The organism is Acidovorax sp. sif1233 (assembly GCF_019218755.1).
Lineage (GTDB): Bacteria > Pseudomonadota > Gammaproteobacteria > Burkholderiales > Burkholderiaceae_C > Acidovorax.
The window spans coordinates 404370-418178 of sequence record NZ_JAHUWZ010000004.1 but is presented as its reverse complement, the minus strand read 5'-3'; the positions used below and the strand labels follow the sequence as shown (position 1 = coordinate 418178).

The 13809-nt window shown below is 63.0% G+C and carries 12 protein-coding genes; 11 read left to right on the top strand and 1 reads right to left on the bottom strand.

All coding sequences use genetic code 11. The features are described 5' to 3' along the window. Positions 1-91 precede the first annotated feature (91 nt). A complete protein-coding gene (locus tag KW843_RS16285) occupies positions 92-802 on the bottom strand; it encodes a TorF family putative porin (protein WP_218296191.1) in 711 nt (236 codons plus the stop codon). Positions 803-984: 182 nt separating this feature from the next. Here KW843_RS16285 and KW843_RS16280 point away from each other — a divergent pair, with 182 nt between their 5' ends. From KW843_RS16280 to KW843_RS16235, 11 genes are all read left to right on the top strand, one after another. After that, positions 985-1959: a magnesium and cobalt transport protein CorA gene (locus KW843_RS16280; RefSeq protein ID WP_218296190.1), complete on the top strand. Its 975-nt coding sequence runs from the start codon at positions 985-987 to the stop codon at positions 1957-1959. 277 nt (positions 1960-2236) lie between these two features. Then, complete coding sequence (gene kdpF / locus KW843_RS16275; protein WP_218296189.1) at positions 2237-2335, top strand: K(+)-transporting ATPase subunit F; 99 nt, start codon at positions 2237-2239, stop codon at positions 2333-2335. A 1-nt stretch (position 2336) separates the two neighbouring features. Beyond that, positions 2337-4142, top strand: a complete 1806-nt coding sequence (kdpA, locus tag KW843_RS16270; protein WP_218296188.1) for a potassium-transporting ATPase subunit KdpA — start codon at positions 2337-2339, stop codon at positions 4140-4142. A 9-nt stretch (positions 4143-4151) separates the two neighbouring features. Then, complete coding sequence (gene kdpB / locus KW843_RS16265) at positions 4152-6245, top strand: potassium-transporting ATPase subunit KdpB (protein WP_218296187.1); 2094 nt, start codon at positions 4152-4154, stop codon at positions 6243-6245. Between the two features lie 10 nt (positions 6246-6255). After that, positions 6256-6828: a potassium-transporting ATPase subunit KdpC gene (gene kdpC, locus KW843_RS16260; RefSeq protein WP_218296186.1), complete on the top strand. Its 573-nt coding sequence runs from the start codon at positions 6256-6258 to the stop codon at positions 6826-6828. A 59-nt stretch (positions 6829-6887) separates the two neighbouring features. Continuing rightward, the gene (locus tag KW843_RS16255) at positions 6888-9683 is read left to right on the top strand and encodes a DUF4118 domain-containing protein (RefSeq protein ID WP_218296185.1); all 2796 of its coding nucleotides are present in this window, start codon (positions 6888-6890) and stop codon (positions 9681-9683) included. After that, positions 9655-10359, top strand: coding sequence for a two-component system response regulator KdpE (gene kdpE, locus KW843_RS16250; RefSeq protein WP_255594774.1), 705 nt, complete (start codon positions 9655-9657; stop codon positions 10357-10359). The genes KW843_RS16255 and kdpE overlap by 29 nt, the downstream gene beginning before the upstream one ends. A 191-nt stretch (positions 10360-10550) precedes the next feature. After that, positions 10551-10898 (top strand): hypothetical protein, encoded by a 348-nt coding sequence (locus KW843_RS16245; protein WP_218296184.1) that lies wholly within the window; start codon positions 10551-10553, stop codon positions 10896-10898. 81 nt (positions 10899-10979) lie between these two features. After that, entirely contained in the window at positions 10980-11102 is a 123-nt protein-coding gene (locus KW843_RS26810; RefSeq protein WP_255594773.1) for a hypothetical protein, read from the top strand. After that, on the top strand, positions 11099-12211 hold the full coding sequence (locus KW843_RS16240; protein WP_218296183.1) for a peptidase C39 family protein: 1113 nt from the start codon (positions 11099-11101) through the stop codon (positions 12209-12211). The genes KW843_RS26810 and KW843_RS16240 overlap by 4 nt, the downstream gene beginning before the upstream one ends. 1 nt (position 12212) lies before the next feature. Further along, positions 12213-13745, top strand: coding sequence for a RimK family protein (locus KW843_RS16235; protein WP_218296182.1), 1533 nt, complete (start codon positions 12213-12215; stop codon positions 13743-13745). Positions 13746-13809: the final 64 nt, after the last annotated feature.

Sequence of the window (13809 nt, the reverse complement as noted above, 5' to 3'; positions counted from 1 at the left end):
CGAGGACCGCTTGTGGCGCGGCGGTGGGTCCTCGCCGGTACTGTCCGTCCGCGGCAACGGCAGGCGCTGGGCCGCGATGCCGCTCAGGAAGTCAAAGCACTTTGGTGAGCGTGACGATCACGCGCGACTTGTTGACGGGGCCGAAGAATTCTTTCTTGCTGGCGCCCGCCACCGCAGCGCCCAGCGACACACCCGAGCCGAAGTCGTAGGCACCGCCCACGCTGTAGTCCATGAAGTTGGGGGCCGTGATGTCGCCACCAAAGCGGGTGTAACCCACGGACGCCTTCAGCGTGATCTTGGGGGCCACTTCGTGCGCGAACGCCAGGTTCAGGTAGCCGGTGTTGCGGCCCTTGAAGCCGGGGCCGGCGTAGGCGAAGTAGTCCTTGGACAGTGTGTGCGAGTACCGGGCGGTCAGGGGGCCGAACGTGGCCGCGCCATAGACTTCGGTGGTGTTGCCGTTGCTGTTGCCGGGGTAGATGTAGGTCAGCACGCCCAGGTCCAGGTCCGCGTCGCCGGCCTTGAACTTGTAGCCCCCGTACACATCGGATTCGAGCGAGTTGCCCGACAGCCAGTCCACGCTGGAGTTCCAGTTGCCCACATAGAAGCCGGATTCACCAAAGGCATAGTCAAAGCCGCCTTGCAGCGCCGGCTTGACGGCCCTGGCCTTGGAGGTGTCCTGGTCCTGGCCGCGGAACTTGTAGTTGGTGGTCAGGCTGACGTTGCCGGTGAGCTGGGCGCTGGCCAGCACGGGAAGGGTGGCGAAGAGCGCAGTGGCGAGCACTTTGGAGCATGAGAAGGCCATGAAGGAAATCCTGCGGAAACAAAAGAAGGTGCAAGCGTAGGAAAACGTGCATATAAAGTTCGTAAAGAATGCGGGCAAAGCCGTAAATGTTGCCGAGCGCCGACGGACGCCACGAATCGCCAACCACACACCGTGACGCGCTGGCAACATCGCCGGCATCCAGTGTTGCGTGAGGTGCTGTGATGTTGATCAACTGCGTCGTGTATGAGGATGGCACCAAGCTCGCCGACATTCCTGTCCGTGAGATCCGTGAGCACATATCGCTCCCCGGGTGCTTCGTGTGGGTGGCATTGCATGACGCCACCCCGGAAGAACTTGACGAGTTGCAAAAGGAGTTCGGCCTGCATCCCCTGGCGGTGGAAGATGCCCGCCATGGCCATCAGCGGCCCAAAGTCGAGGAATACGGGCCTTCTCTTTTTGTGGTTCTTCATCTCCTGGAGTCGGGTGGCGACCACGAGACCGTCACGAGGCTGGGCGAACTCAATGTGTTCGTGGGCAGTAACTATGTGGTGTCGGTGCGCAACCGCAGTGAGCGAGGCTTCTGGGATGTGCGGGAGCGTTGTGAGAGAGAGCCTGAACTCTTGCGCAGCGGGCCGGGATTTGTGCTGTATGCGCTGATGGACGCGGTGGTCGATCGCTACTTCCCGATCATCGATGCCCTCGAGGTGGAGCTTGAAACGATCGAGCAACAGATATTCACCAAGGGTGTCGCGCGGACCAGTATCCGGCGGCTCTATGAACTCAAGCAGCGCCTTACCCTGCTCAAGCACGCCGTTGCCCCATTGCTGGAAGGTGCGGCCAAGCTGCACGGTGGCCGGGTGCCACAAATCTGTGCTGGCTCTCAGGAGTATTTCCGCGATGTGGTGGACCACCTTGGCCGGATCAACACCTCCATCGACTCCATTCGCGACACGATCGGGACGGCAATCCATGTCAATCTGTCCATGGTCACCATCGAGGATGGCGAGGTCGTCAAGCGCCTGGCTGCGTGGGCCAGTCTGTTTGCCGTGTGCACGGCGTTCGCGGGAATCTGGGGCATGAATTTCGAGCACATGCCGGAGCTCAAGTGGCGCTACGGATACGCCGCTGCGATCGCCCTCATCGCCACCACCTGTTGCTATCTCTACTATCGCTTTCGCAAGGCGGGCTGGCTCTAGATAACAGGTGCGGAGCCGTCCGGGGCGCGGGTTCCAGCCGCCAGGCGCCGGTAGATCGGTGGCCCTCGCAAGGGCCGCATTTTTACGCCGTTTTTACGGCGACCTCCCCAGTCTGTGCACACTTTTTACAGCGACATCCTGAGAATCAAACACACGTTTTGATGCAGGAGTTGTCGATGGACATGATCTGGATAGCCGCATTGGCGGCTCTGTGGGTGGCCATGGCCGAGGCCGTGGTTTTGCTGGGCAAATTCGGCCCGGCCAAGGGTGAGCGCGCATGATCGGCCTCGAAGTGCTTTATGGCTTTGGCGCGCTTGTGGCCATTGCCTTGCTGGCCTATCTCGTGTTCGCGCTGATCTGCGCGGAGGAGTTCTGACATGGAAACCTCTGCCTGGAGCCTGCTCGGGCTCTTTCTGGTTGCGCTTGGCGTCCTGGCATGGCCGTTGGGCAAATGGCTGGCCGCCCTGTGTGAGGGCCGGTTGCCTCGGTGGATGCATGTGGCCGAAAAACCGCTCTACAAGATGGCCGGGGTGGCTCCCGATCAGTCGATGCACTGGCACGGCTATGCGCTGGCACTGTTGGCGTTCAATGCCATCGGTGCATTGGCGGTGTATGGCCTGCAGCGCCTGCAGCACCTGCTGCCGCTCAATCCCCAGGGAATGGGGGCGGTATCCGGCGACTCGTCGTTCAACACTGCCATCAGTTTTGTTGCCAATACCAACTGGCAGGGCTACGCGGGTGAATCCACGATGAGCTATCTCACGCAGATGCTTGGCCTTTCCGTTCAGAACTTCTTGTCAGCTGCCACCGGTATCGCCGTGGCGTTCGCGTTGGCCCGCGGCTTTGCGGCCCGGCGCACCGACGGACAGGGATATGTCGGAAACTTCTGGACCGACGTCACCCGGATCACGGCTTGGGTGCTTGTGCCGGCCTCCTTTGTGATCGCGCTCGTTCTGGTCGGGCAGGGCGTCATCCAGAATTTTGACGCCTACAAGGAGGTCGCAACCCTGGAGCAGACGGCCTATGAAGTGCCCAGGCTGGATGGTGCAGGCCAGCCCGTGACAGGTGCCGACGGAGCACCGGTCATGGAGGGCAAGACCAGCAAGACCCAGACGCTGGCCATGGGACCGGTGGCCTCGCAGGAGGCGATCAAGATGCTCGGCACGAACGGCGGCGGGTTCTTCAACGCCAACTCCGCCCATCCCTATGAGAACCCCACCGCCTTGACGAACTTCGTGCAAATGCTGGCGATCTTTCTGATTCCCGCGGCCTTGTGCTTCGCATTTGGCCGTGTTGTTGGCGACCAGCGCCAGGGCGTCGCGATCCTGGCGGCGATGACGGTGATGTTCGTCGTGGCCGTCGTGGCCGTTGTCGCGGCGGAACAGGCCGGCAATCCGCAATGGAGTGCGCTGGGGGTGGACCAATCCGTCAGCACCCTGCAATCGGGCGGGAACATGGAGGGCAAGGAAGTGCGGTTCGGAATCACCGCGTCAGCGCTTTTCGCGGCCGTGACCACCGCTGCCTCATGTGGCGCCGTGAACGCGATGCATGATTCGTTCACGCCTCTGGGAGGCATGGTGCCTCTGGTTCTCATGCAACTGGGCGAGGTCGTGTTTGGCGGCGTGGGCACCGGCCTCTATGGCATGCTGGTATTCGCCATCCTTGCCGTGTTCATGGCGGGTCTCATGATCGGCCGGACGCCCGAGTATTTGGGCAAGAAGATCGAGGTGCGCGAAATGAAGCTCACATCGGTCGCCATTCTGGTCACGCCGATCCTGGTGCTCGTGGGTACCGCGGTTGCCGTGAGTGCGGGCGCAGGACAGGCCGGCGTTGCCAACCCTGGCGCCCATGGGTTCTCCGAAATCCTCTATGCATTGACATCCGCCGCCAACAACAACGGCAGCGCGTTTGCGGGGCTGTCTGCCAATACGCCGTTCTATAACGTACTGCTGGGGCTGGCAATGTGGTTTGGCCGCTTTGGAGTGATCGTGCCCGTCCTGGCCATCGCTGGTTCGCTGGCCGCGAAGAAGCGCCTGCCGGTGACGGCGGGCACCATGCCCACCCATGGGCCGCTGTTCGTGGTTCTTCTCGTGGGGACCGTGCTTCTGGTGGGGCTTCTCAACTACGTGCCTGCCCTGGCTTTGGGTCCGATGGTCGAGCACCTGATGCTCTGGGCCAAGTGAGGTTTGCCGATGACTAAAAAGAATACTTCTACTTCTCTGCTGGATTCTGTCCTGATCCGGACAGCGTTCTGGGGGGCGCTGGCCAAGCTCAGCCCGCTGGTTCAATGGCGCAACCCGGTGATGTTCATCGTGTACATCGGCAGCATCTTCACCACGCTGCTGTGGCTGCATGCCCTCAATGCACCGGCGGATGCGAGCATGCGCCCGGGCTTCGTGCTGGCCATCACCGTCTGGCTCTGGTTTACGGTGCTGTTCGCCAACTTCGCCGAAGCGTTGGCCGAAGGCCGCAGCAAGGCCCAGGCAGCCTCCTTGCGTGGATTGCGCAAGGAAACCTGGGCCAAGAAACTCAAGGAGCCGGTCCATGGTTCCGCGTTCCTGCCGGAGCAGGCCACCAACTTGCGCCGCGGCGACGTGGTGCTGGTGGAGGCGGGCGATGTGATTCCGCTGGATGGTGAAGTGATCGAGGGCGTAGCCTCTGTCGACGAAAGTGCCATCACCGGCGAATCTGCGCCGGTGGTTCGCGAGTCCGGTGGGGACTTCTCCGCCGTGACGGGCGGCACCCGCGTGCTTTCCGATTGGCTCGTGGTGCGCGTGTCCGTGAATCCAGGCGAGTCTTTCCTGGACCGGATGATTGGAATGGTGGAGGCCGCCAAGCGGCAAAAGACGCCCAATGAGGTCGCCTTGACGATCTTGTTGGTGGCATTGACGATTGTGTTTCTGGTGGTCACCGTCACCCTGCTGCCTTTTTCGATCTTCAGCGTGCAGGCGTCAGCGGCTGGGACTGTCGTCTCTCTGACGGCCCTGGTGGCCCTGCTGGTGTGCCTCATCCCGACCACCATCGGTGGACTGCTGTCGGCCGTTGGCGTGGCTGGCATGAGCCGGATGATGCAGGCCAACGTGATTGCGACCTCGGGGCGGGCCGTGGAGGCCGCAGGAGATGTCGATGTGCTCCTGCTGGACAAGACCGGGACCATTACCCACGGGAATCGCCAAGCCAGTGCGTTCCTGCCTGCTCCAGGGGTTTCACCTGGCCGCCTGGCCCGCGCAGCCTTGCTGGCATCGCTTGCGGACGAGACGCCTGAAGGGCGCAGCATCGTCGAGCTGGCCCGCCGTTCGGGCACCCCCGACGAGAATCCGCAGGGCGTGCTGCTTGTGCCTTTCACTGCGCAGACGCGGATGAGCGGTGTCGACCTCCCTGCCGTCGAAGCGTCCGGGCAGACCGCAACCATGCTGCGCAAGGGAGCCGTGCAAGCCATTGCGCGGCATGTGGAAGCGCTGGGGGGCGCCATGCCACACGAAGTGGCGGCCGCCGCCGACCAGGTGGCGTACCGGGGAAGCACCCCCCTGGTGGTGACGGAAGGGCGTCAGGTGCTCGGTGTTGTGGAACTCAAGGATGTCGTGAAGGTCGGCATCAAGGAGCGCTTCGCCGAGTTGCGCCGCATGGGCATCCGCACCGTCATGATCACGGGTGACAACAAACTCACGGCAGCCTTCATCGCCGCGGAGGCCGGGGTCGATGACTTCCTGGCGGAGGCGACCCCGGAGGACAAGCTGGCGCTGATCCGCAAGTACCAGTCGGAAGGACGACTGGTGGCCATGACCGGTGACGGCACCAACGATGCGCCGGCACTGGCGCAGGCCGATGTCGCCGTGGCGATGGGGAGCGGAACGCAAGCCGCCAAGGAAGCTGGCAACATGGTCGACTTGGACTCCAACCCGACAAAACTCCTGGAGGTCGTTGAGACTGGAAAGGCGCTCTTGATGACGCGAGGCTCTCTCACGACGTTCTCGATCGCGAACGACGTGGCGAAGTATTTCGCCATCATTCCGGCCATTTTCGTGTCGACCTATCCGCAGCTTTCCGCGCTCAACGTCATGCAGCTGGCGAGCCCGTCGTCTGCCATCTTGTCGGCCGTGATCTTCAATGCGCTGGTGATCGTCTTCCTGATCCCCCTGGCATTGCGAGGGGTGCGGTATCGCCCTGTGGGGGCGGCGGCCCTGCTGCGCCGCAACCTCGCGATCTATGGCCTCGGAGGTTTGATCGTGCCGTTTGTCGGCATCAAGCTGATTGACTGGATACTGGTGGCCGTAGGGCTGATTTGAGGAACCTTCCATGAAAAACATTCTTCGCCCCGCACTTGTCGTGTTTGTAGCCCTCAGCGCGCTGACGGGCTTGCTGTACCCCTTGGCCGTTACCGGAGCGGCGCAGGCCGTTTTCCCCCACGAGGCTGCGGGAAGCCTTGTGCAGCGCAATGGCCAGGCCGTTGGCTCTTCGTCGATCGGCCAGAATTTCACGGATCCCGCGCATTTCTGGGGGCGTCCGTCGGCCACGGCGCCCATGCCCTACAACGCGGTGGCGTCGGGAGGCTCCAACCAGGGGCCCCTCAATCCGGCGTTGAACGATGCGGTCAAGGCCCGCGTGGAGGCATTGCGCGCGGCCGACCCCGGCAATCTGGCGCCAGTGCCCGTGGACCTGGTGACGGCGTCCGCCAGCGGTCTGGATCCGCATATCAGCGTCGCGGCGGCACAGTACCAAGCCGCCCGCGTGGCGCGGGCCCGCCACGTCCCCGTGGCGAGCGTGAATGCCCTTGTCGACAAGCTCACCGAAAAACCGCTCCTGGGCCTGCTTGGCGAACCCAGGGTGAACGTACTGGCACTGAATCTTGCCTTGAATGATGCACGGTAGCAGCGCATCCCGCCTTTTGCCATTCTTGCCCATGGGGCCCGCTTGGAGCCAGGCACGCCATGGCTGACATGCAGCGCCCAGACCCCGATGCGTTGATCGCGCAACTGCGCGCGCAGGAGGAGCAGACCACGCGCGGCAAGCTGCGCATCTACTTCGGCGCCAATGCAGGGGTGGGCAAGACCTGGGCCATGCTCAGTGCGGCGCAGCGGGAGCGTGGCGCTGGCCGCGACGTTCTGATCGGGGTCGTGGAAACCCATGGCAGAGCCGAGACGGCGGCCTTGCTCGCGGGATTGGATGCATTGCCCCTCAAGGAGGTGGAGTACCGTGGCCGGCTGCTCCTTGAGTTTGATCTGGACGCGGCCCTTGCACGCAAGCCGGCCATCCTCCTGGTGGATGAGCTTGCCCACTCCAACGTGCAGGGATCCCGCCATGCCAAGCGCTGGCAGGATGTCCAGGAACTGCTCGCCGCGGGCATCGATGTGTGGACTGCGCTCAATGTCCAGCATCTGGAGAGCCTCAATGGGACCGTGGGTGCGATCACGGGGATCAGGGTCCATGAGACGGTGCCCGACACCGTGCTGGACGACGCGGACGAAGTGGTGCTTGTCGACGCCACCCCCGATGAACTGATATCCCGCCTGAGTGCAGGGAAGGTGTATGTCCCCCAGCAGGCTGAGCGTGCGGCCCAGAGCTTCTTCCGCAAGGGCAACCTGATTGCCCTGCGCGAAATCGCACTGCGCCGCACCGCTGAGCATGTGGAGGACGACGTCCTGGGATGGCGGATCGAACAGTCAGGCACTCCTGGCGAGCGCGTGTCTGCCGCCTGGAACACCTCGGGCAGCATACTGGCGTGTGTCGGGCCGAACGAAGATGCCGCGCAGACCGTGCGCGCGGCCGCGCGCCTGGCAGGGCAGCTCAATGTGAAGTGGCATGCCGCATACGTGGAGACACCGCGCCTGCAGAGGCTGGACGCACCGCAGCGCGACAGGATTCTGGCCGTGCTGCAACTGGCGCAGGAGCTGGGCGCCGAGACGGCAGTGCTGACGGGCGACCACGTTGCGCCGGCCCTGGCTGCACAGGCGCTTCACCTCAATTGCGCCACTCTGGTCCTGGGTCGTCCTGCGCAGCGGCGCTGGTGGCAGAAGTGGCCTTCGACCAGGGAGGTGGGCCGGGAAATCGCGGGACTTGCCCCCTCGCTTGATATCGTGGAAACGGCGCGCGCGGGTAGTTCGAGGCGGTTGCCGCAGGCACTCTGGAGCCACAAAGTCGGCGTTGAGGCCAGGGAAACCGACGAGGCCGCACACCCGCGCTGGCAGGGCTTCCTCTGGGCGCTCGGTGCCAGCATTGCGGTCACGTTGATGGCGACTCTGTTGCACGGCGTCCTGGAGTTGACCAACATCGTGATGTTGTACCTGGTCGGCGTTGTCGGGGTCGCCATGCGATTCGGGCGCGTGCCTGCGGCGATGGCCGCACTGCTCAATGTGCTGGCCTTCGATTTCTTCTTCGTATCACCGCGGCTGTCTTTCGCGGTCAGCGACGTGCAGTACGTGGTCACTTTTGCCGTGATGCTGGGGGTGGGACTTCTGGTGGGGCAGCTCACAGCCGGCCTCAGGTTCGCGGCCGGAGTGTCCAACAGCCGGGAGCGCCGGGCCCAATCGCTGTTCGAGCTTGCGCGCGAGCTGTCGGCGGCCCTGGAGACGAGCCAGGTCATCGAGATCGGCGCGGCGGCTGTGCAGGGGCATTTTGGCGGCAGGGCGGTGGTGGTTGCATTGGACGCGTCGGACCGCCTTCACTACCCCGATGATCTGCCGCAGGAATTTGACAAAAGTGTGGCCGACTGGACCTTGCGGCAAGGACAGAGCGCGGGGCTGGCCACGAGCACTCTGGCGGCGCAGGCATGGCGCTATGTCCCCCTCAAGGCGCCCATGAGGGTGCGCGGTGTGCTGGCACTGGAGCCCGCGCACCCAAGGTGGCTGCTGATTCCGGAGCAGGCTCAGCAACTCGATACCCTGGCCCGGCAGATCGCCATCGCGCTCGAACGTGTGCACTACGTCCACATCGCGCAAAAGGCGGTGGTGGACATGGAGTCCGAGCGGCTGCGCAATGCCTTGCTGGGCGCTGTCTCCCATGACGTGAGAACACCGCTGACGGCGCTGATCACGCTGGCCGAATCGCTCAAGGGGTTGCCGACGGAGGAGCACGATGCCGTGGCACAAGCCATCGTGCATCAGGCGCACCAGCTCAACGCGCTGGTCAGCAACCTGCTGGACATGGCCAGGCTGGAAAGTGATGTTTCGGGACAAAGTGTCCACTTGCGGCGTGACTGGCAGTCGGTCGAGGAAGTCGTGGGCGCCTCGATACGCGCCGCCAAGCCCGCGCTGAAGGAGTTGACCGTTCGCACGGAAATCCCCGCCCATTTGCCGCTGGTGGAGTTCGATCCTGTCCTCATTGAGCGCGTGCTGGTGAATTTGCTTGAGAATGCCGCCAAGTACGGCGCACCGCCCGTTTTCATCAAGGCGTTTGCGACAGAAGGGAGTCTGGTGTTGACCGTGACGGACCACGGGCCTGGCCTGCCACCCTCTGTGCGTGGCAAGGAGCACCTGCTGTTCGAGAAATTCACCCGGGGACAGGCTGAATCGGCGACGCCGGGCGTGGGCCTGGGGTTGGCGATCTGCAAGGCGGTGGTGCACGCGCACGGCGGAACGATCTCCGCTGCCAGCGCAACCGGGGGCGGGGCGGAATTCACCATCACGCTCCCGCGCCGAGAGCCTCCCCCCGATCCCGATTTGGAAGATATGGAGCGGGGCGTTGCCGCCCCGGGATACGATGCAAATACGTACCGTGCTGGTGGTTGAAGATGAGCCGCAGATCCGGCGCTTCGTTCGCAGTGCGCTCGAAGCAGAAGGATGGCAGGTTCATGAAGCCGCGACGATGCGCGAAGGACTGTCTGCGGCGGGTACCCGCCAGCCCGATCTGCTGGTGCTGGACCTGGGGTTGCCTGACGGCGATGGCATTGACCTGATCCGCGACGTGCGGGGCTGGTCCGCCGTGCCGATCATCGTCCTGTCTGCGCGCACCGATGAGGCCGACAAGGTCTCCGCACTCGATGCTGGAGCGGATGACTATCTCACCAAGCCCTTTGGTACGGGGGAGCTTCTGGCGCGCGTGCGTGCCAATCTTCGCCGTCCGCGTGCGGCGACAGGAAATGGGCTCACCGTGGATGGGGTGGAGCCAGCGTTTCATTTTGGCGACGTGGAGGTGGACCGCAGCGCTCGGCTGGTACGCAAGGGCGGGGTTGAAGTCCACCTGACGCCGACCGAGTACCGCATGCTGTCGGTGCTGGTCGCCAATTCGGGACGGGTCATCACCCAGAAACAGCTGCTCCGCGAAGTGTGGGGGCCGATGCGGTCGGACCAGAGCCACTACCTGCGCATCTACATGGGGCATCTCAGGCAGAAGCTCGAGGCAGATCCGGCGCAGCCTCGTCACCTGCTGACCGAATCGGGAGTGGGGTACCGACTCGCGGTGTGACTCCACAAGCGATGGGCTCCAGGGCTGCAGCGGTGCGCCCGGCGCGTTTCCCTCGTCGCGTGATGTGGCCGCGGAATTTGACAACGAATTGACGGCTCGAACCCCAGTTTTTACGAACGATTTACACCAGTTTTTCTAGACTGGGTGCATGTTCAACAGATGCCACTACCCCTTTTTTTGAAGGTGGCCCCGTGGCGAAAGACATGCTGCAAACATACGCAGGGATCAGCCTGCACCGGGTGGCCATGCTGCCCTTCCCCGGGGAGTGCGACGGTCCGGCCTCTCTGGTGGCGCTGCCCCTGGTCGCTTCATGCACCGACGCACAGGACTTGCGAAAGACACTTCATTCGGCTCTGGGCGCCCGGTTGCGGGGGTACCGAATGTGTCTGGACAGGCCCCGCGAGCGGGCAAGTCTCAGCTTGCTTGTGCAACGCAAGGATGTATTGCACACCGTGTGCTGCGTGATGCGCGTGTTGCCGCACGCCGAGTTTGGCCGCGTGGTGAAAGTCGCTGGTGCTGAGGAATTCCCGTGCCATTGACATCGCTCCGCATCCAGTGGGCCCCATCCATGGGAGCGTGGCTGTCGGATCGCAGGCGTTGCGATCCCGGAAGGTCGATCCATGGATGACTGGGTGCATGTGTCGCTGGCGCTGCTGGTACTGCTGGTTACGATCGGCGTCGCGTGGATGGCATTGAAGCTATCTGACCGGGGCGCGCGCAAATCCGGGCGCGGTCTTCGATGAAGCCGTCTTCCCATCGGAGCAAGGTGGAGCCGGCGAACCGTGGCGATCTGGCCGCGCTCGATCGGCTGGAGCGCGCGGCTTTCGAGAACGACAGAATCTCGTTCAGAAGTTGGCAACGCATGCTGGCCAGCCCGTCGGCCCGCGTTCTCGTGTGCAGATCGAGCGAAGTCTTGGAGGGGGCCTGCGTGGTATTGCGCCGCAAGGGATCCTCTGTAGCTCGCCTGTACTCGATCGCTGTGGCGTCTGCCGCACGGGGTTCCGGCATGGCCGGTGAACTTTTGACCGCGGCGATCAGGGACGCGCGAGAAGCCGGGTGCGCGGTTTTGAGGCTGGAGAGCAGGACTTCCAATGTCTGCGCACACCGCTTGTTCCTTCGCCATGGATTCGTGGGGATGGGCCGCAAGCTTGCCTACTACGGCGATGGCGAAGCCGCTTTGTGCTTTCAGAAGGATCTCTTCGACGACGCGCGGGCGCGAGAAGGGAACGCCTCTCGGGTGCGGCACTACGCCCAGACGCTGGATTTCACCTGTGGGCCCTGCGCATTGCTGATGGCCATGTCTGCCGTGGACCCGTCCATCCCTGTCAATCAAGCCGCCGAAATCCGCCTATGGCGTGAGGCCACAACGGTCTTTATGGCGGCGGGCCATGGTGGGTGTGGTCCTTTCGGACTTGCGCATGCGGCATTGCGCCGCGGCTTTGACGTGTCGGTCTATGCAGCGGCTGGCGCATCACTCTTCATGGACAGTGTGCGCGACCCTCTCAAGAAAGACGTCATCCAGCTGGTGGAAAACGACTTCCGGTTGGAACTGGAGGCTCACCGCGTTCCTGTCCATGCCCGGCCCGTCTCTCCCGAAAGCGTGATTGAGCAATTGCGCATGGGAAGCCTGCCCATTGTCCTCATCAGTCTGTGGCGGCTTCACCGGGAGAAAACGCCACATTGGGTGGTAATCACCGGCTTTGACGGCGCGGTTTTTCGCCTTCTGGACCCTATGGCGCGTTCCAGTGACCCGGACGGCGGAGTGTCCATCAGCTTTGGTGAATTCAAGAAGATCGCCAAGTACGGGCGCCGCAGGCGCACTGCCGCGGTCGTCATCTCCGGAAAGAAATAAATTGTCTTCAGAACATGTGATCGTGGTGGAGAAGCTCGCAGACTTTCGATGGAGCGAGCCCGAGATCAGAGTCATCACCGCCGATCAATTCGTGGCGGAGGAGCCGGATGCCCGGGGGCGTTTTCGCAAGGTCACGAACCTTTGCCGGACTTATGGCTACCTCAGCATGGGCTACTACTGCTCCCTGCTGGCGGAGGCGCGTGGCGACCGGGTCACCCCCAGCGTGGACACCATACTCAGCCTTCAGCGCAAGCGAATGCAGCCTGATGAAGCGTTCGTGCAGCTCAATAGACTGGTCGGTCCGCTGAAGGAAATCCCCGGCTCCGTGAATACACTGACCTTGCATGTGTTCTTCGGGGTCATGGAGGACCCCGTGCTGGCGCCGCTGGCTCGAAAGAGCTTTGAACTGTTCCGTTGTCCATTGATGGAGATCACCCTCGAACGGCAGGAGCAGTCCGCAAACTGGCAGCTCGGCGGAATACAGGCGTTGGACCTTCGCGATGTCGAGCCTGCGCGCGATGAGGTCTTTGTTCGAGCGCTCCGCCAGTACACGCGGCGCAGCTGGCGCCCCATGGTCGCCATGCCCCTGCCCCGGATGGACCTCGCGGTCCTGCACGATCCGGATGACCCGCTTCCTCCGTCCAGTCTCAGGACGCTCAAGAAGTTGGTTGATGTGGGGCAGGACATGGGAATTGCGGTGGAACTTATCGAGAAGAAGGACTTCTCCCGCCTGACCCAGTTCGATGCGCTGTTCATTCGGGAAACCACCGCGGTGACGCACCATACCTTTCAGTTTGCGAGAAAGGCTGTCGCCGAGGGCATGCCGGTCATAGACGACCCCGTGTCCATCCTGCGCTGCACGAACAAAGCCTTTTTGGCGGAGCTTCTGCGCGAGCATGCCATTGCCACACCGGTGACGCGCATGGCCAGCCGGCGCACGCTGGCCGGCTTGGAGCACACGCTGGACTACCCCGTGGTGGTGAAAGTACCGGATGGTGCTTTCAGCCGCAGTGTCAAGAAGGCGGAGAGCTTTGAGCATCTCCAGGACATTGCGAAAGGCATGCTCAGGGAATCGGAAATCATCCTGCTGCAGGAGTACATGTACACAGACTTTGACTGGCGCGTGGGGGTTCTGGCGGGGCAAGCGGTCTTCGCGGCGAAGTACTTCATGTGCAATGGGCACTGGCAGATACTGCAGCACACAGCAAATGGCAAGTACACGGAGGGGCGGGTGCAGGGCGTACCGCTGCAAGATGTGCCCACAGAGGTGCTGGCGGCAGCCGTCAATTCCGCGCGCCTGGTTGGCAATGGATTTTATGGGGTGGACATCAAGGCCACGGGCTCTGGTGTCTATGTCATCGAGATCAACGACAACCCCAATCTCGATGTTGGCATGGAAGATGCGGCATTGGGCGACAAGCTGTATTCCACTTTGCTCTCGCACTTCCTGCTGCAGGTGGAACGCCGATTCACATCCACTGCGCAGCGTGGCAGCGCGTCTCGTTTGCAACCTGACGCGGTGACGCCTGGGTAGTTCGACGCGGGAACATTTGGCGGTTTTTTTACGGACGGCGGGCCTGCTCGGAAATGGGCCGATC

Excerpts from the sequence above, each read along its gene's own strand:
- kdpC (WP_218296186.1), top strand. The coding sequence starts at position 6,256 with ATGAAAAACATTCTTCGCCCCGCACTTGTCGTGTTTGTAGCCCTCAGC.
- kdpF (WP_218296189.1), top strand. The coding sequence starts at position 2,237 with ATGATCGGCCTCGAAGTGCTTTATGGCTTTGGCGCGCTTGTGGCCATT.
- KW843_RS16285 (WP_218296191.1), bottom strand. The coding sequence starts at position 802 with ATGGCCTTCTCATGCTCCAAAGTGCTCGCCACTGCGCTCTTCGCCACC.
- KW843_RS16240 (WP_218296183.1), top strand. The coding sequence starts at position 11,099 with ATGAAGCCGTCTTCCCATCGGAGCAAGGTGGAGCCGGCGAACCGTGGC.
- KW843_RS16255 (WP_218296185.1), top strand. The coding sequence starts at position 6,888 with ATGGCTGACATGCAGCGCCCAGACCCCGATGCGTTGATCGCGCAACTG.
- kdpA (WP_218296188.1), top strand. The coding sequence starts at position 2,337 with ATGGAAACCTCTGCCTGGAGCCTGCTCGGGCTCTTTCTGGTTGCGCTT.
- KW843_RS16280 (WP_218296190.1), top strand. The coding sequence starts at position 985 with ATGTTGATCAACTGCGTCGTGTATGAGGATGGCACCAAGCTCGCCGAC.
- KW843_RS26810 (WP_255594773.1), top strand. The coding sequence starts at position 10,980 with ATGGATGACTGGGTGCATGTGTCGCTGGCGCTGCTGGTACTGCTGGTT.
- kdpE (WP_255594774.1), top strand. The coding sequence starts at position 9,655 with ATGCAAATACGTACCGTGCTGGTGGTTGAAGATGAGCCGCAGATCCGG.
- kdpB (WP_218296187.1), top strand. The coding sequence starts at position 4,152 with ATGACTAAAAAGAATACTTCTACTTCTCTGCTGGATTCTGTCCTGATC.